This is a genomic window from Deinococcus radiopugnans ATCC 19172, assembly GCF_006335125.1.
Classification (GTDB): domain Bacteria; phylum Deinococcota; class Deinococci; order Deinococcales; family Deinococcaceae; genus Deinococcus; species Deinococcus radiopugnans.
On the sequence record NZ_VDMO01000010.1, the window covers coordinates 42,010 to 58,415 of the forward strand.

Consider the following 16,406-nt stretch of genomic DNA (forward strand, 5'->3'; position numbering starts at 1 on the left):
CATGAACAGACTGAGCGCGTGGGTGATTGGATTGACTGTGCTGGCCGGGGCCGGAGCCTGGAACGTCAGCAAAACAGAGTCGAACTGGGTCAACCGCCGAATCGACGCCTCCGCCGGACTGCGCCTGGCCGCCGCCCACCCGGTCACCGTGGCCGTCGTGGATACGGGCATTCTGCCCCAGGCCGCCCTGGATGGCCGCCGCCAGAGTGGCTACGATTTCGCTGCCGGGTCTGCCCGCCCTCCCCACCGGATCCATCCCCACGGAACGGCAGTGGCGGGCATGGTTCACAGTGTCGATCCGGGGGCGCGCATTCTGGACGTGCGGCTCAGCGACACACAGGGGCGCACCACGCTGAAAAAGGCCATCGACGCGCTGCGCTGGGCGGCGGGCCTGGAGGTGGCCGGCGCGCCCCTCAACCATTTTCCGGCACGGGTCATCAACGCCTCGTTCGTCCTGAAGACCGTGCCTCACACCGGCTGCGCCCCCGCCATGCAACGCGCCGTCAGCGAAATTCTGGCGCACGGCAGCGTGATCGTCGCGGCGGCGGGCAACACCAACGCCCCGGCGTGGCGCAACACGCCGGCCGGCTGCCGGGGCGTGATCACCGTGGGGGCCACGGACACGCAAGACCGCCGCGCGCCATATTCCGACTGGGGCAGCGCCGTGACTCTTTCGGCCCCCGGCGGCACGCAAGCCGAGGGGGTCGACGTATGGTGGGGGCCGCGCTGGGCTGAGCGGCGCGGCAGCAGTTACGCCGCGCCGCTGGTGGCCGGGGCCGCCAGTCTGCTGCTGGCCCAGCATCCGGCATTGACCCCGGCCCAGGTCAAGGCCATTTTGCAGCGCAGCGCCCGCCCCTTTGCGGTTGGAAGCTGTGATCCACGGCACCGGGCAGGATGCGGCGCAGGTGTGCTCGACGTGACGGCCGCGCTCAGGGCCGCGTCACCGCTGGGTCAGGGCCAGGTCCACTGAACTCAACGCGGCGCTTTCAGCCGCTCGCCCCGCAGCCGGTCTCTCGAATCCAACAAGGCGCGGTAGGCCAGCAGGACGGCGCCCAGACTCCCCAGCGCCGAACTTGCGGCCAGCACGAACATGATCACGATCTGGTACCGCACCGCCACCGCCGGCGAGGCTCCTGCCAGAATCTGCCCGGTCATCATGCCCGGCAGACTGACGATGCCCATGACCGCCATGCTGTTCAAGGTGGGCAGCATCCCCGTGCGCACGGCCGCCCGCACGGTACCGCGCGCCGCCTCCCAGCGCGTTGCCCCCAGGGCCAGCCGTTCCTCGATGGCGCTGCGGTTGTGGCCCAGATCAGAGGTAAAGCGGTCGAGGGCCAGCGAGACCCCAGTCAAGGTGTTGCCCAGCACCATGCCCAGGATCGGCACCGCGTACTGCGCCTCGAACCACGGCCTGATCTGGAGGACGGCGCCCAGCGTCAGTCCAGTTAAGACGAAGGAGCTGCCGAAGATGGCGGCGAAAGCGTCCAGAAAGATGCCCGGATAGCGCCCCCGCGTGCGGCCCACCGCCGCCTGCGCGGCCAGCACGGTCATCACCAGCCCGATGCCCAGAATCGGCCAGGGGGAACGCAGGGCGAAGACCCAGCCCAGAATCAGGCCCACCAGCAGGAGTTGCACGGTCATGCGCGTGCCGGCAGTCAGAATGTCGCGGCCCAGGCCCAGTCGCAGCCGCCACGACAGCAGGGCGCTGAGAAGCATCAGCGCCGCCGCCAGCACGACTTGAAAGAGGGAGATGGGCACGCTCATGCGCCTACACCCGAAAGAGAGTGAACGCGCGTGGCGAAGCGGGCCTGCTGCGCGCGGTCATGGCTGACGAAGATCAGCGCCCGCGCCGGGCCATCGGCCAGCCAGGCGCGTAACACGCTCTCTGCGCGTTCCGCCGTATCCGCGTCCAACGCCGACGTGGCCTCGTCCAGCAGCAGTACCGTGGGCGAGAGGAGCAGCGCGCGCACCAGCGCCACCAATTGCGCCTCACCGCCCGACAGATGCGCGGCGTCCTGATCCAGAAAGGTGGGCGGGCGGCCCAGCTGGTTCAGCAGGCGCGCGGCTTCCTCTGGTTGGTGGCGTTTCCCAGCGTGGACTTTGAATCCGAATGGTTCGGCCAGATGTGCCCCTACCGTGCCAGACGCGGGTGCGGGGCGTTGAAGCAGGGACATCACCTCCGCGCGGAACTGGGGCATGGGCCAGCTTGACTGGGACTTGCCGCGCAACCACACCTCCCCGCTTTGCAGCGCGTCCAGGCCCGCCAGCGCCCGCAGCAGCAGGCTTTTGCCCACGCCGGACGGCCCGGAAATCCCCAGCCGTTCGCCCACGCCGACCGCCAACTCCACGTCCTGCCACAGCCGCCGGGAGCCGACGGCGCGGCTCAGGCCACGTGCGCTCAGCAGAACCTCACCAGCTTCCACCGGCTGTTCTAGCGCCCCGCCCGGTTCCTGGCCCAGTTCAGATTGGCCAGCATCCCGGCGGGCGTGTGGCCCTGCGCAGCGTAGATCTTGGCGGCCTTCAGGTCCTGCGCCCGCGCCTCCGCGTTGCGGCCCTCCTTGCGCCAGACGTTGCCCAGCCCGCCAGCGGCCAGCGCGTTGTTCGGCTCCTCGGCCAGCGCCGCCTTGAGCCACTGCTCGCTCCGCTTCAGGCCCTCGGCGGTGGCCCTGCCCGTGCCGGTGCCCAGCAGGCCGCCGGTGGCCCGCTCGCTCCGGTAGTAGGCGAACTGGGAACGCACGTACCCCAGGCTCAGGAAGGTGAGGTCCGCGGGGTTGACCGTTCCCCTGCCGTCCGCGCGGGCGTAGGCCGTGATCACGTCGCCAGGGCCAAAACTCGCCTTCAGGAAGCGGGAGCCGCCCTCTGCCCAGGCCAGCACGCCGCTGTGCTTCGCGGTGGGCGTGGGTTCGCTGGCATCCACTTCCAGATCGCCCGCGCCACCCGGCAGCCGCAGCACGCTGGTGACGTGGCCCAGGTTGCTCTCCTGGCCGCTCTGGCTGTTCCAGACCATCACCAGTCCGGCGCTGAGCCCGGCACGCTGCAGCAGTGCAGCGATGAGGGTGCTTTGCAGCAGGCACTGGCGCTCGCCCGTCTGGGCGATGCTGGCGAACTCGAAGCCGCGTTCCAGGCTGAATTTCGGCATGGCTTTTTTGATGAAGGTGTGCGCCCAGACAGCAGTTTCACGGGCCAGGACATCTTTTGTCTCCCCCTTCGCGGCCCTGAGGTCGGCCTTGCGCGCGTCCAGCGCGGCCCCCAGCGTCTGGCCTTTCGCCGCTCCAGCCCCCAGCGGCAGGCCCGCTTTCAGGTATGCCGCGTCCAGCCAGTCGGTGAACTGGCCGTGGAGCCTGGCCAATGTGTAGGACTCTGCCGCCAGGGTCTTGAAGTTCTTGCCGCCGTAGCTGAGGTCAGCCTGGGCAGGCGCCGCAAGGGTGCTTCCCAGCAGGGCCAGGGTCAGGCAAAGGGTGTGTTGCATTCGCATTCGGTTCTCCAGACGTGGTGTTGCGTTGAGGCGAACAGGTGAGGCGAGCCGCGGCGCCCAGTCTTCACAGCTTCCAGATCAGCCCCCGCCGGGCCAGCCAGGCCAGGCCCAGCCACACCGCCAGCACGTAGCCCAGCGTATAGACCAGCCCACCCGCGAAGCCGCCCAGGTGGGTGCGGCTCAGCTCCAGCAGCGAGGCGAGCATGCTCTGGCTCCGGCCCGTCCAGTTCACCTGCCACTGCAGCAGGATCCAGAACTTGATCAGGAGGGGCAGCATGTATCCGGCCAGCGCGTTGCGGCCTGGAATGGTCAGCGGGGCCAGGAGCCTGCACCCAAAGCGCACACGCCCCGAATCGGCGATCAGCCAGAAGGCCAGCATCCCCAGAATGCCCAGCCCCGCGCTGTACAGGATGTACGGGGGCGTCCACAGCGCTTTGCTGAAAGGCAGATGCCTGCTGGCGGCCCAGCCGAAGCCCACAACACTGAGCGCAAGGCCCAACCCCAGCAATTTAAGCGGCGCGCGGGCGTCCCGCTGTTGCAGGGGCCGGGCCGCCAGCGCGCCCAGCAAGACCAACGCAGTGGTGGGAATCACCGAGATCAGCCCGCGCAGACCGATGGGAGACAGCACCATGTCGTTCACCATCTGCACCGGGTTGTGCGTCTCGGACACGATGCCCAGTCCCCACGGATGCGCGGTCAGGGTCAGGAAGGCGGCGTAGCCCAGTAGCAGGGCGGCGGCGACGCCCGCCTGCCAGCGCCCCCGTAAATCGCCCAGCAGGGCGGCGCACAGCGTTGCCAGCGCGATCAGTTGCAGCACGCCCAGCCCCAGGGTGGGGGCGTGGAGGGTCACGCTGGTCAGGAACGCGCCTGCCAGGTACAGCAGCGCGGCGCGCGTCAGCAAGCGGCGCACCCGGAGCCAACCGGTGACGCCGCTGCGGGTCATGGCCGCCAGCGAGAACGGCAGCGCGGCCCCGGCACACAGCAGGAACCACGGAAAGACCAGATCGGTCAGCGTCAGCCCGCCGAAGGGCGCGTGGACAAGCTGGGACGGCGTGCGTCCGCCCAGCGCCACGTTGTTGACCAGGAGCATCAGCAGCACGGTCAGGCCGCGCCAGGCGTCCAGCGCCGTCAGGCGGGCCACCCTGACCTTTTGCAGCGCGCCGGAGTCCGTCTGAGCCTCGGCCGGACTCCGGCTGACGGAAAAGCTGCTCATGCGGCGATGGTGCGCCCCGGCAGTGATGGCCGGGTGAGTGGTGGCAACAGTCTGTGGAGCACCTCAAAATCACCTTCTGGCCCTGTCGTCGCTTCGGATGCAGTGCGTTGAGGCATCGTCTTTTTTGGAGCTGTCATACGGACTCCGATTGAAAGGTGTTGGAAACACCTGGAAATCCGAGCAGACTTGCAAAGCTGCGAAGCAGAGCGAGAAAGAGAAAGACGTCCCTCCGGACGTGGAGTGTAGAAACCGGCGCTCTCCCGGTTCCTACACGAAACAAACGGAATCCGTATCACAGCCTCACCCTGCCGCCGCCATAGGTGCGCCACAACCACACGATCAGCAGCAGCGCCGCCGCGCCCAGACCGATCTGCGTTCCCCAGCGCGCCACCTGCGGCACGATCACCGGGCCGAACCTCCACAGCGCCGTCTGCCACACGCCCACATGCAGCAGCGCGCCCAGCAGGCTGAGCAGCACGTAGGCAGGCAGCGGAAAGCGGCTCAGCCCGCACAGCACGGTCAAGGGCGTTCGCAGGCTGCCGATGGTGCGGCTGACGATCACCAGCGGCGCACCGTAGTGGCCCAGCAGCGCCCCGGCGCGTTCCATCCTGAGATTCTCGCGCCAGGACTGCGGCAGATGTTGTCCGCCCCAGCGGGCGGCAGCGTAGCCCAGCAGGCTGCCCAGCCAGTTGCCCAGCACGCCCCAGGCAATCGCGGCCGTCAGGGTGGTGTGGCCCGCGTCGATGGCCGACGCCTGTGCCAGCATCGGCAGCACGCCCGGAACGCCCGGAATGCCCGCGCCCTCCAGGGCCATCAGGCCGAAGGTGGAATAGTTCAGCACCGCCGGGTCGACGTTCGTAATCCAGCTCGACAGGTTCACCGGGTCAGGTCTCCCACGGTGTCCACCACGTACCCCTGTTGCCTCGCCACGTTGAGCAGATCGGGGAGGGCGGCCAGACCGTCGGGCGCGTTGTCGTGCAGCAGGATGATCCCGCCGGGATGCAGGTGGCGGGCAAAGCGGGCCTCCACCGTCTCCACACCTGGGTTCTGGAAATCGCCAGGGTCATCCGTCCAGAACACGGTGGTCAGACCCAATCCCTCGGCGATCCGGGTCACCCGCGCGCTGTAGCGCCCCCCCGGCGGGCGGAAATACCGCACCGGCTGGCCGTTGATCCCGCTGATCAGCGCATTGGTGCTTTGCAACTCCGCCGTGATCTGCGCGTCGCTCAGGCCCGGCAGCCGGACGTGGTGAAAGGTGTGGTTGGCCACCTCGTGGCCGCCCCGGATCAGATCGAGGATGAAGTACGGGTACGCCTGGGCATTGCGTCCGATGATGAAGAACGTGGCGTGCGCCTTCTCCCGGCCCAGCACGTCCAGCAGCAGCGGAAAGTACATGGGATGCGGCACGTCGTCGAAGGTCAGGGCCACCTGGCGCCTCAGGGGCGAACCCCGGTACAGCTTGCCGCCGCGTATTCCCCCCGTCTGCAGGCCCTTTTGCTGCTCCAGCTTCTCGGCCAGCAGTGCGGCGCGGGTGCCCGCGAAGATGGGCAGACGTTCAAGGTCCTGAAGCGGCGTCAGTTTCGGGGCGGGCGCGGCGGCCCTGTCCCCCACCCAGACCCGTTCGTAGCTGCCCGCTTTCAGGGCTGCCGCGTACGTGGCCTGACGGCTGCGCGGCACCGAGAGCGTCAGCAGCGGCAGCGGCCCCCCGAAGCCGCCGTAATCGCCCGCCCGGTACACGCTGACATCCACCTCGGCCAGTCCGGGATCGGCGCGGTAGCTCGCGGCCGTCACCGCCTGGGCCAGCGCCGTCAGGGATCCCGCCGGCCTCGGCGTCCGTGACCAGCACCAGGGCGTGCGCGACGCGGATAAAGCCGTTGCCCATCACCTCCACCGCCCTGACCTGCGGGATGGCGGGCGTGAGTTTCAGCGTGGGGATCGTCGGCACGGCCCGCGTACCGGGGGCCAGCGGCTGCACCTGTCCAGTACGCTGGCTCTTGGCAGGGCGTGCATGGGTCACGGACGCGCTCTGGCCCAGGGCCAGCGAGACCAGCACAGCAGCGAAGAGAAGCAGCGGCTTCATGACCCCAGGGTAAAGCTCCGGTATACCCGTACATGGACCAGCACAGGCAACCTCCAAGCAGAGCGCCTGGAAGCGCCCTGATCTGCCGCCAGACCGAAACGATACCGTGCTATACGCGTTCTTTACCTTTGTCGGGCAGCCTGATGGCAGGTGAACGGAATCCACCTTCACCGCCCAGCATCACCCCAAAGGAGCCCCACCATGAACAAGCACACCAAGACCATACTCGTCACCATCACCGCCGCCATTGCCGCTCTACCCCTGGCCGGACTCGCGCTGGCCCAGACCGCCCCCAAGGCGGCCCCGGCCCTGACCCAGCCGCTGGCCCAGACGCAGATCAGGAACACGGCCCAGGCACCCATGATCAGGGGCAGTATTTTGCTGCCCGCTCAGCAGAAGGGCGTGGAAATGACCGACGCCCAGGAATCGGCCCTGTACGTCAAGCTGGCCAGGATCACGCTGGATCAGGCCAAGGCCGCCGCGCTGGCCGCCGTTCCCGGCACCGTCACCAGCATCGAGCTCGGCGAGGAGGACGGCGTCCTGGTCTACGAGGTAGAGATCGGCAGCCAGGAAGTCATCATTGACGCGGGCAACGGCAAGGTGCTGTCCCAGGGTGCGAGGGACGCGGATGACCACGACCACGACAGCGGGAACGACGATTGATCTGAACTGACTGCCGCCCCAACCTCCAGAAACCACTCGCAAGGGTGGTTTTTACTGTGTGCGGCGTGGCCCATGGGGTATACCGCCGCTTTACCTTCTCCCTTCATGCTGCGCTTCATGCGTCTGTACACTTCCCTGTCCCGCCTGCGCCCAGCGCTCATCATCCGTTTTCTGCTGGGCATTCTGCTGCCGCTGATCATCATCGGCGTGATTGCCGAGGACGTGCTGGAGCGTCAGCGCTTCGCTTTCGAGGTGCCCACCCTGCTGTGGGTGCATGCCCACGCCACGCCCATGCTGACCCGCCTGAGCCTCGTCTTGCACACCTTTGGCGGCCCGGAACTGATGGGCGGCGTCTTCATTCTGATCGTGCTGGGACTGTGGTTCACCCACCGCCGCCAGCAGGCCGTCTTCGCCCTGCTGGGCCTGGGCAGCGCCGTGACCGTGGCCTTCGCCATGAAGCTGCTCTTCAACCGCGCTCGCCCGGCCCTGTGGCCTCGGCTGGTGGTGGAAAACGGGGCGTCGTTTCCCAGCGGCCATTCCACTGTGGCGGCGGCGCTGGCCACCTTCGTGGCGCTGCTGGCCTGGCGCAGCCGCTGGCGCTGGCCGGTGCTGATCGTGGCCGTCCTGTACGCCTTTTTCATGGGTTACGGGCGCATCGTGCTGGGCGTCCATTACCCCACCGACGTGCTGGCAGGCTGGCTGACCGGCCTGGCTTGCGTGCTGGGAGCCTACAGCGTGCTGGGCGTCTCTTTGCGAGCGCTGCGATTGGATCATCAGGAGGTCAAGACCGATGCGTAATGGATTAAGGACGGTGGCCCTGACGCTCGTTGCCCTCGGGGCACTGGGCAGCGTGCAGGGACAGGCTGGACAGGCACAGGCTGGACAGACACAGAGCAGCGCAGGCTGGACGTTGGATCCGGATGGACGGCGGTCCCTTATCTTGCCCGATCCAGAGGGAGACTCTGAGTTGGTGGTGCCGCCCGTGTGCTGGCAGCGCACCTGCCCCCTGGTGATCGTCTCGCACGGGCGCGGCGGACAGGCCAGCGACGGCAGCACCCACGCGCCCTTCGACGCGATGCTGGACGCCCTCGATGTTCAGGGCTTCGTGCTGCTGCTGAGCAGTGACGGCGGGCGCGAAACCTGGGGCAGTCCACGGGCGCTCAACACGCTGCGCCGGGCCTACCGCGCCGCTCTGCCCCATTTCCGGCACGATGGGCGGGTCTACACGCTGGGCATCTCGATGGGTGGGCTGCCCGCGACGCTGACGGCCTACCGGCGCACGCTGGGTTTTCCCATCCATGCGGTGGCATTGGTGGCGGGCCGGGTCAACCTGAACAATGCAGTGCGGACGTCCAGGAGCCGGGGCCGAAGTGTCGCGGCGGCCTTCGCCGGGGCGTCCACGCAGGGGCATGATCCAGTCAACGATTTCAGTGGCTTCGCCGGCCGGCGAACGCCGCTGCTGGTGGTGAGCAGTCCGCAGGATACGGCGGTCCGTGGCAGCCAGAACGGCCTGCTGCTGGTGATGCTGGCCCGCAAGGTGGGGGCTCATACGGATTCCGTTTGTTTCGTGTAGAAATCGGGACAGCTCCGATTTCCACACTCCACGTCCGGAACCCGTTTTTCTCCTGCTCGCTTCGCTCGGATTTCTAGGTGTTTTCAACACCTTTCAATCGGAGTCCGTATCAGACCAGGGTGATCGGGGTCATGGGGCCGCACCTGAACCGTCAGTACGTGAATGCGGACGTGGGCCGGCAGATCGGGGCGTTTTTCAGGACGTCCCGCTGAGGAGCGCGGAAAACGAAAGCCGGGTGCTGGACAGACCCGGCGATATGACGTGGTATCCAGAGTCCAGCAGCCTGCCCAAAATCGCCCTCGTTATGCCTGTGCTAAGCGAATGGTTCTCAGACGGCAAGCGGTGAACGGCTGGACGTCGGCCACTTGGTCCTGAAGCTCGGCGAACACGTCGGGCCAGACGCTTCCAGCGCGGCGCCGTCCGCCATAGTGAACAAACAGTCCTGAGATAGGGCCTTCACGTCCAGCACGCGCTTATTCAAAGCATAGCGCAAGGGGTCAGTGCTGCTGACGCGGCCGAGTAGATGGGCTCTTCCGAATTCCTCGCCGGAGGTGGACAGCCTGGATTGAGCCGCTGTTCGGTCACGCCCAATCTGTAGGCTGAATAAGTTCATATGCGCTTCCGCGCCCGGCCGGGCCCTCCATGATCCGCGGCAGCTTCTTCGCCATGAGGTCGCCCAGATCGCGCACCGCTATGGGCTGAGGGCAGTGGATGAACGCCACATATTTGCTGGAGCGCAGCTGGCTGTCGAAGCCGTCGAGCAGGCTATTGAGCATCTCACGCTGACGTGCGTTGAGGTCTTGTCCCCCGTGGGCACGCCCTGCCCAGGACGGCGCGCCGCGTCCTGCTGCGGGCGTTCCGCATCAACTCTGCCTCCCGCTGCTGTGAAGCGCGCCGATCCCGAAGCGACTCTGATTAAGCCTGACCGGGAAGTTCATCCCTGGGCGCAAAGCTGCTGGTCAATCCAGTGACGAACCGTCAGGTTGTGGACGAAGAATCCGTGCGTTTTGTGATCGAGCTGCAACGCTGCATCGGACGTCCAGGCGATGACGCTGCCCTCAGGCACCAGCGCAGCAGGGAAGGGGACCGCTGCATGCCCAGGAGCGGCGTGTGTGGACGGCCTTCCAGGGCGTTGCTGATCAGGTAAAGGAGGGTCCGGGGATAGACCTCTGAGACAGCGCCCCCCTGACTGACTTCGGTGAGTTCCTCGTCGGCCGTCAGCCCCAGAACTGGCCTCCTGCGGTTTGCGGAGCTTAGGAAGGTCTGCCTGCCGGGAAAGCGGGCCAGGAAAGCGGTGGTGTCCGGGCGAGTCATGGTCCCTTCATCCGGCACCCAGGCAAGACTGAGGGTTGGTTCATGCTCGGGTCCCCCTGGAAGGGCGCGACGGTACTCTCGCGATGTGACCCCCGTGATGTCTCCCATTTCCAGCACGACCATTCCCAGAGCTGGGGTCATTGACGTGCCCTGCTACGCCGCACAGTCGTTCAACGGCAAGACGGCCCTGCTTCAGTCTGAGGGCCGGACCGTGCCTTTCGACTTTGCCACCCTGTCTGAAAGAGACTTCGATCGGGCCCGCAGCGAGCGAGTGGAGATGTGGACCATTCAGGGATTGATTGCTGTCGACGTGGACTGGCTGATCGGGGTGATGGAGGCCACCACCATGAGTCAGAAGACGCTTGGGACTGAGATTGAGGACATCTGGTACTACATTTCCCCGATCAACACGGTGCCCACCGTCGTGGCCGGGCGTTATGTCGTCTTGGGCCTGTACAGGTAGGCCCCACTTCACCCCAGCCACGTCGCACCGTCCAGGGCCTGACGGCTCGGCAATGGGTGACGGGGCCAGGCGCGCAAACGGGGCGGCAGGGGCTTGGGAGCAGGGCACAGTCGACGGGGTTCCTGCAACCCATGCACAATGGACGCATGACTTGCCGTGACGAAATTCTCGCTGTCGCCCGCAAGTTGTGTCGTGAGCGCACGGAAGGAACCTTTACGACCCAGGAGATCGTCGCTGCCATGCGCGAACGCGGCACCCGCCACCTGGACACCACCATCCGCCGCCACGTCGCCACCGAGATGTGCAGCAACGCCGTCGGCCCAGGGGCGGGGAAATACCAGGACCTGGAACGCGTGGGGCGCGGTCTGTTTCGGCTGCTCTGACGTCACGCCTGCCCTCCCCGCTGACGGTCTCGCAGCAGGCCCACCACGCGCCGCGCCTCGGTCACCAGCGCCAGCGCCGGGGGCGGCTCGCGCAGGACGTGGGCGTGGAGGCCGTACTGGTCGTGCAGTTCGGCGTGCTTCTCCACCAGCGCGGCCAGACCCAGCGGGGTGCCGGGCAGGGCCAGCAGATAGGTCATGTCTGGGAAGCCCTGCGGAATGTGGGAGCGTGAAACGCGGCCCCAGCCAAGAATCACCAGGGCGGCGTCGGTTTTGACCGGGTACCGGCCGTGGCGGGTCAGGACGTCGCTGATCTGGGCCTCGGTCTGGGCTTCGCTGAGGTCAGGCATGGGTCCGCCGCCTCGCCCGGCCTTTCGCACCCTCGGCCCTCTCGGGCGTAGCCTCAGCCGCATGACGCCACCGATGTATCCCATCACCTCGAAGACGTTCCCGCGGACAGGCATCCTTGAGATTCCCTGCCTGAGCGCGGTGGCGTATGACGGCCACACGGCGCTTCTCCAGCCCGAGGGGATGACCGTGCCGTTCGACGTCTCTGACCTGACGCCAGACGAAGTTGAGGGCGTGGTCCGCGAGCAGGGGCGCGACGTGCAGCTTCGGGGCCTGGCTGCCCTGGACACCCGCTGGATGCTCGAACTTCCGGACGTCACCTTTCGTCCACCGTACCGCAAGCCGCTGGGCGTGCGGATAGAGGGGGTCTGGTACTACGCGTGGCCGCTGCGCTGGGACGAGACGTCCGGCGCGGGGGCACACACCGTGGTGGGCCTGTCGAATTAGCGTCACCGCCGCCCCGCCGCTTGCCGGATGCGCGCCAGCGTGCCCTGCACCCGCGCACTCTCCACCTCGGCGCGGTACTGCGGCCCGTCGAACACCACCCACTCACAGGCGTGCTGGATGCGGTCAAAGGCGCGGTCCCCCATCGCGGCCTCCAGCTCTTTCTTGCTGAGGTTGGCGGTGATCACCGTGGGCTTGCGGGCGTTGTAGCGCGCGCCGATCACGCGGGTGAACAGCTTGCGCTCGATCTCGCCCTCCTTGCTGCCGCCTGCGCCCACGTCGTCCAGCACCAGCAGGTCCGGCCCGGCCAGCGTGGCGACGTGCTCGGCCTGGGTGCGGGCGCGGCGGGTGTAATCGCTTTGGACCTCGTCCACCCACTCGGCCCAGCTCACCACCAGCGCGGAATGCCCGGCGTCGATGGCGTCCCTGGCCAGCAGCCCCTCGGTCTGGGTCTTACCGCGGCCCTTGAGGTCCACCATCGCCACGTTGATGCAGTCGGCCAGCATATCCGCGACGCTCTCCCCCAGGGCGCGGGCCATGCGCCAGCTCTCGTGCTCGATCTGGACGTTCTTCCAGCCCAGGTGGTACAGGGTGCCCTGCACCCCGGCGCGTGCGTACTGGGCGGCCAGGCGGGCGGTGTGGGCACATGAGATCCAGTTCGATCATCTGGAGCGCCACATCCTGCCGGTCCTCGACAAGGAGCGGCTGCAGAAGCTCTCCCCCGCCCACCTGCGCCGCCTGTTCAACGGCCTGAACCGGGCGGGTCTGGGCGCGTCCTCTCAGCGCCAGGTGCGTCAGTTCCTGATCTCTGCCCTGAGGGATGCCCAGCGCCTGGAACTGGTCACCCGCAACGTGACCGAGGTGGTCAAGCCGACGCCAGCCCGGGGCAAGGAACAGGGCGCGCTGCCTAGCTTCACCGCCGAGGAAGCCGCCGCGTTCGCCGGGGCAGCGGCGGCAGACCACCGGGAGGCGCCGCTGCTGTTCGCGCTCTCGACGGGAATGCGCCGCGGTGAGGCGGTGGGGCTGCGCTGGCAGGACGTATCCGGACGCGGCCCAGGCCCACGTGCGCGAGATCGTGGCCGAGGGCCTGCACGGCGTGATCCTCACCTCACCCAAGACCAGCAAGTCCCGCCGGACGGTCTACCTCTCCCCTGACACGGTGACGCTGCTGCGCGGGGTGCTGGCCCAGCAGGCCCTGCACAAGGCGGCGCTGAACGGCGCGGTGCGCGGGCACCGCCGGGACTACCAGCGCAGGCGGCCCTGAGGCGACAGCGGGCGGGTGTTCGTGAATTCGTTCGGCAACGCTCTGCTGCCAGGCAACCTGAAGCGGGACATGACGCGCAGCTGCGCGGCGGCCAGGGTGCGCGAGCTGCCGGGCCACGGCCTGCCACACACTTACGCTGGCCCTGCGCGGCGGCGTGCCGGTGGAGGCGGTGAGCAAGCAGCTGGGCCACGCCAGCCCGGCCTTCACCCTGACCCAGTACCGGACGGTGTTCACCTCGGAGCGCGAGAAGTGGGCGCTGAACCTGTCCGAGTTGCTGGGGGCGGATTGAGCGGTTACGCACGCGTTACGCATGGCGCACCGGGGACCGTTTTACTTCAAATGAAAAACCCGCGCTGGGCGGGCTTTTTTGGTGGGCGGTATAGGATTTGAACCTACGACCACTCGCTTGTAAGGCGAACGCTCTACCGCTGAGCTAACCGCCCAATCCGGGGGCCTATGGTACGAGGTCTGGCGAGGAGGATCAAGAGCCAGCGGCCAATAGGACGGGTCCACTGACCTCTACTCTCTTGTCCAGCAAACTGACCGATCTTAATGAAGCCGGCGCATCCGGGCGGAGACACGAAAATTCGCACCCCGCATCCCAATTGCTGAATTAGAATTCTGAAGTTTTATGAAGAAACTTCTGATTCTCCCGGCTGTTCTCAGCCTCAGCGCCCTCCTTTCTGCCTGCGGCGGAGGCGGCACCCCACCGCTCACATCACCGCCCACATCCACGCTCAGCAACATCCTCATTTCGGGGAAAATTACAGGGACAGATCTACAGATCGACAGCGCCAGTCTTCTGAGCTACGACAACCCTTTTTTCGGCGAGGCGACAGTTAAGAACAACATTCTGACTCTGGATCTATCTCAGTTGATCCCAGGATCTGAAGATCTAATGGGGGGCTTCTATGGCGAGGGATGTACCGGAACCAATACGGACCCTCAGGCCCGTGTCCTTGAAAGCCTGAGCCTGAACGCCTACAGCCCTGAGGGTGATCTGATTGGAACCATTCGGGAAAAGATTGTTGATGGCCCTGACGCCATGCTGCCCAATCCCCTGGTCTACCGCCTGTATTCGGACCGTCCCTTCACATTCAAGGGAGAGTGCCAGTACACCCGCTCCGACGGCACGGTCATGACTGAGAAAGACGACATCCAGGCAGTCAAGGGCTGGAACACACTGGTTTTCGCAGGTGAGGGCCAGAACGTCACGGTGAGAAATGCAGCGTCTGGCAACCGCGCTGAATTAACCTTCACTTCGGCCACACCAAGGGTGGCAGTGCGCCTTGACCCGGAAAGTCTGATGTTCGCCGACAATGACCTGATGACGGTGAACGCACGCCTGATCCAGATCGGCAATTATTCCGGCGTTGTGCAGCTTTCCACCAACGTCGCAGGGCTGAGCGTCGAACCAGCCACCCTGACGCTCAATCCTCTGCCCAAGGTAAGTGCACAGGCAACAGGCGGACGTACAGCGCGGCTCAGGATACTGGATCTGGAGCCCCAGCTTCTGGCAACCAAACTGACGTTCCGGTACACGGGAAAGCCCAACCTGAACGATATGCCATTTGAACTCCTGATCAAGGATTCGAATTCCAAGCAGGTCGGGAGCGGCACCGGGAAGGTCACGGCAGTCCGTCCTGGCTTCGACCTCTTCGTTTCACCCTTCCCACTCACGCTTGGCCGCGACAGCACCGTTGAAGTTCCCTTTGTTCTGAGCAGCGTGATGGGCTTCAGCGGCACGGTGACTGTCAGTGCCGAGAACTTGCCGGGCGGCGTCAAGGCAACGCCCATGACGGTCAGCGTGACCAAAGACAGGCCTGCCACAGGCAGCCTGACCCTCACCAGTGACGCCTCGCTCAAGCCAGGGGTGATCCCAGTCACCATCACGGCACGGGGTGAGGGCAGCAGTGCCACCGCCAGCCTGAATCTGGAAGTTCCGAAACCGTCTGTGGCGGTTTCAATCCCGTATGCCTACAACGGAATTTCGGTCTATCAGGGCGGGACAGGCTCTATCGAAGTCTTGGTCAGCAGCGCGTTCGGCTTTCAGGGCACGACGACCCTGTCCTTGACTGGGCTGCCCAAAGGCGTGATGGCGGCACCGGTTTCTGTTCAGGTCAAGCCCATGGAGTCGACGACGCTGAAAATTCCATTGACGGTTGCTACGGACGCTGAGTTAGGGACCAGCAGCGTTCAGGTGACCTCATCTGACAGCGCCGGGGCAGACGGCGACGGTCCACCCGTGCGGCTGACTGTTCGTCCCACCCGCGTGGCGCTCGGCTATGTCAGCCAGTTCGGACTGGCGGCAGGCGACGCGGGCATCTGGGTCACCCGTGATAAATATGGTGCTGGCGGCTTCGAAACGACCCTCAGGCACGTCGTGGACGGCAAGGATAGCGCCGCCATTACCGTGACCGGACCCGTCTATCACCTTTTCGGACTGCCTGACGCGGCGGTGCTGGCATTAGGGTCAGGCGCAACATGGGTGGTGACCGACAAGGGTGCTATTCCAGGTGCGGTTGCGCCGGATGGCGCGACCTCCGGAGCGGTGGACCATCTGGGAAGGCTGGTGTTTGTTCAGAGTACAGCTGCCGCCTACGGTTATCAGTTTCGACTGGTGCGCTGGACACCCACCACTGGCACCACAGAAATCGTGGATGCGGCTCAGGCGTACAGCTCTGGCGGTCAACTCTTCCGCAGCAACAATGGACGGTGGATGCTGTACCGTCCTCAGTATTCTGCGGGGGGACTCAAAATCAATGCGGTTACAGGCGAAGTGACCAAGCTCGATCTGACCAACAGCCTGAGCAGCGTGGCAATCGACGACAACGGCACCGTCTATTTCACCGAGAATGGGCCTCTGCGGCGGTTAAATGCCGACGGCACCGTCACCATTTTCAACGACACCAACCCAGGCACCCTGATCGGCTTCGACCGCAAAAACCCAACGATTCTATGGAGCTTTCACAGCGACGGGGTAGGGCGTCTCGATCTCAACGGCAGCAAGTTCAGTCACGTTTCGCTGGGCAACACCAACCGTGCCGTCACGCTGGCTGGCGGAGGACTCGCCGTTCTCACGTCCGAATTCAGTCCGAACGACGGTATGGAGGTCGGTTTTGTGACCACGCTGCGCTGATTTCCGCCAGACTCCATTTCCATTAAATCAATGGGGCCAACGCGATTAAC

At 66.0% G+C, this 16,406-nt stretch carries 18 protein-coding genes and 1 tRNA gene; 9 read left to right on the top strand and 10 right to left on the bottom strand.

From position 1 onward, the window contains the following. The first annotated feature begins 1 nt into the window (after nt 1). Nucleotides 2-970, top strand: a complete 969-nt coding sequence (locus FHR04_RS10500; protein WP_139403123.1) for a S8 family serine peptidase — start codon at nt 2-4, stop codon at nt 968-970. A gap of 2 nt (nt 971-972) precedes the next feature. Here the strand turns inward: FHR04_RS10500 and FHR04_RS10505 are convergent, their stop codons facing one another. From FHR04_RS10505 to FHR04_RS10530, 6 genes are all read right to left on the bottom strand, one after another. After that, complete coding sequence (locus FHR04_RS10505) at nt 973-1,764, bottom strand: ABC transporter permease (RefSeq protein WP_139403126.1); 792 nt, start codon at nt 1,762-1,764, stop codon at nt 973-975. After that, entirely contained in the window at nt 1,761-2,423 is a 663-nt protein-coding gene (locus FHR04_RS10510; RefSeq protein ID WP_170213921.1) for an ABC transporter ATP-binding protein, read from the bottom strand. Before FHR04_RS10510 ends, FHR04_RS10505 begins: the two co-directional genes overlap by 4 nt. Nucleotides 2,424-2,431: 8 nt before the next feature. After that, the gene (locus tag FHR04_RS10515; protein WP_249039077.1) at nt 2,432-3,475 is read right to left on the bottom strand and encodes a hypothetical protein; all 1,044 of its coding nucleotides are present in this window, start codon (nt 3,473-3,475) and stop codon (nt 2,432-2,434) included. 64 nt (nt 3,476-3,539) lie between these two features. Continuing rightward, entirely contained in the window at nt 3,540-4,688 is a 1,149-nt protein-coding gene (locus FHR04_RS10520) for a heparan-alpha-glucosaminide N-acetyltransferase domain-containing protein (protein WP_139403129.1), read from the bottom strand. 292 nt (nt 4,689-4,980) lie between these two features. Beyond that, the gene (locus FHR04_RS10525; RefSeq protein WP_249039078.1) at nt 4,981-5,568 is read right to left on the bottom strand and encodes a DedA family protein; all 588 of its coding nucleotides are present in this window, start codon (nt 5,566-5,568) and stop codon (nt 4,981-4,983) included. Continuing rightward, nucleotides 5,565-6,479 carry a polysaccharide deacetylase family protein gene (locus FHR04_RS10530; protein WP_249039079.1) on the bottom strand — a complete coding sequence of 305 codons (915 nt, stop codon included), beginning with the start codon at nt 6,477-6,479 and terminating at the stop codon, nt 5,565-5,567. Before FHR04_RS10530 ends, FHR04_RS10525 begins: the two co-directional genes overlap by 4 nt. Nucleotides 6,480-6,969: 490 nt before the next feature. Between FHR04_RS10530 and FHR04_RS10535 the strand changes: the two genes are divergently transcribed. The 3 genes from FHR04_RS10535 to FHR04_RS10545 all read left to right on the top strand — a co-directional run bounded on the left by FHR04_RS10535 (nt 6,970) and on the right by FHR04_RS10545 (nt 9,004). Further along, nucleotides 6,970-7,431, top strand: coding sequence for a PepSY domain-containing protein (locus FHR04_RS10535; protein WP_139403132.1), 462 nt, complete (start codon nt 6,970-6,972; stop codon nt 7,429-7,431). A gap of 117 nt (nt 7,432-7,548) precedes the next feature. Continuing rightward, nucleotides 7,549-8,229, top strand: a complete 681-nt coding sequence (locus FHR04_RS10540) for a phosphatase PAP2 family protein (protein ID WP_139403134.1) — start codon at nt 7,549-7,551, stop codon at nt 8,227-8,229. Next, entirely contained in the window at nt 8,222-9,004 is a 783-nt protein-coding gene (locus tag FHR04_RS10545; RefSeq protein ID WP_139403136.1) for an alpha/beta hydrolase family protein, read from the top strand. The genes FHR04_RS10540 and FHR04_RS10545 overlap by 8 nt, the downstream gene beginning before the upstream one ends. A gap of 581 nt (nt 9,005-9,585) precedes the next feature. On the opposite strand, the gene FHR04_RS10550 is transcribed toward FHR04_RS10545, so the two are convergent. Continuing rightward, the gene (locus tag FHR04_RS10550; RefSeq protein ID WP_139403137.1) at nt 9,586-9,780 is read right to left on the bottom strand and encodes a hypothetical protein; all 195 of its coding nucleotides are present in this window, start codon (nt 9,778-9,780) and stop codon (nt 9,586-9,588) included. Nucleotides 9,781-10,403: 623 nt separating this feature from the next. Between FHR04_RS10550 and FHR04_RS10555 the strand changes: the two genes are divergently transcribed. Both FHR04_RS10555 and FHR04_RS10560 read left to right on the top strand, forming a co-directional pair. Further along, nucleotides 10,404-10,781, top strand: coding sequence for a hypothetical protein (locus FHR04_RS10555; RefSeq protein WP_139403139.1), 378 nt, complete (start codon nt 10,404-10,406; stop codon nt 10,779-10,781). Nucleotides 10,782-10,927: 146 nt separating this feature from the next. Beyond that, nucleotides 10,928-11,164 carry a DUF7669 domain-containing protein gene (locus tag FHR04_RS10560; protein ID WP_081995078.1) on the top strand — a complete coding sequence of 79 codons (237 nt, stop codon included), beginning with the start codon at nt 10,928-10,930 and terminating at the stop codon, nt 11,162-11,164. A gap of 2 nt (nt 11,165-11,166) precedes the next feature. Here FHR04_RS10560 and FHR04_RS10565 read toward each other — a convergent pair whose 3' ends face one another. Continuing rightward, nucleotides 11,167-11,511 (bottom strand): hypothetical protein, encoded by a 345-nt coding sequence (locus tag FHR04_RS10565; RefSeq protein ID WP_139403141.1) that lies wholly within the window; start codon nt 11,509-11,511, stop codon nt 11,167-11,169. Between the two features lie 61 nt (nt 11,512-11,572). On the opposite strand from FHR04_RS10565, the gene FHR04_RS10570 reads away from it, so the two are divergent. Beyond that, nucleotides 11,573-11,956 (top strand): hypothetical protein, encoded by a 384-nt coding sequence (locus tag FHR04_RS10570; protein WP_139403143.1) that lies wholly within the window; start codon nt 11,573-11,575, stop codon nt 11,954-11,956. A gap of 2 nt (nt 11,957-11,958) precedes the next feature. Here the strand turns inward: FHR04_RS10570 and FHR04_RS10575 are convergent, their stop codons facing one another. Continuing rightward, the gene (locus FHR04_RS10575; RefSeq protein WP_249039080.1) at nt 11,959-12,555 is read right to left on the bottom strand and encodes an ATP-binding protein; all 597 of its coding nucleotides are present in this window, start codon (nt 12,553-12,555) and stop codon (nt 11,959-11,961) included. Here FHR04_RS10575 and FHR04_RS10580 point away from each other — a divergent pair. Continuing rightward, nucleotides 12,545-13,108, top strand: a complete 564-nt coding sequence (locus tag FHR04_RS10580; RefSeq protein WP_139403145.1) for a hypothetical protein — start codon at nt 12,545-12,547, stop codon at nt 13,106-13,108. The genes FHR04_RS10575 and FHR04_RS10580 overlap by 11 nt on opposite strands. A gap of 477 nt (nt 13,109-13,585) precedes the next feature. Here FHR04_RS10580 and FHR04_RS10585 read toward each other — a convergent pair. Further along, nucleotides 13,586-13,660: transfer RNA gene (locus FHR04_RS10585), tRNA-Val, on the bottom strand. A gap of 188 nt (nt 13,661-13,848) precedes the next feature. On the opposite strand from FHR04_RS10585, the gene FHR04_RS10590 reads away from it, so the two are divergent. Then, nucleotides 13,849-16,356 carry a BTB/POZ domain-containing protein gene (locus FHR04_RS10590; RefSeq protein WP_139403147.1) on the top strand — a complete coding sequence of 836 codons (2,508 nt, stop codon included), beginning with the start codon at nt 13,849-13,851 and terminating at the stop codon, nt 16,354-16,356. The last annotated feature ends 50 nt before the right edge of the window (nt 16,357-16,406 follow it).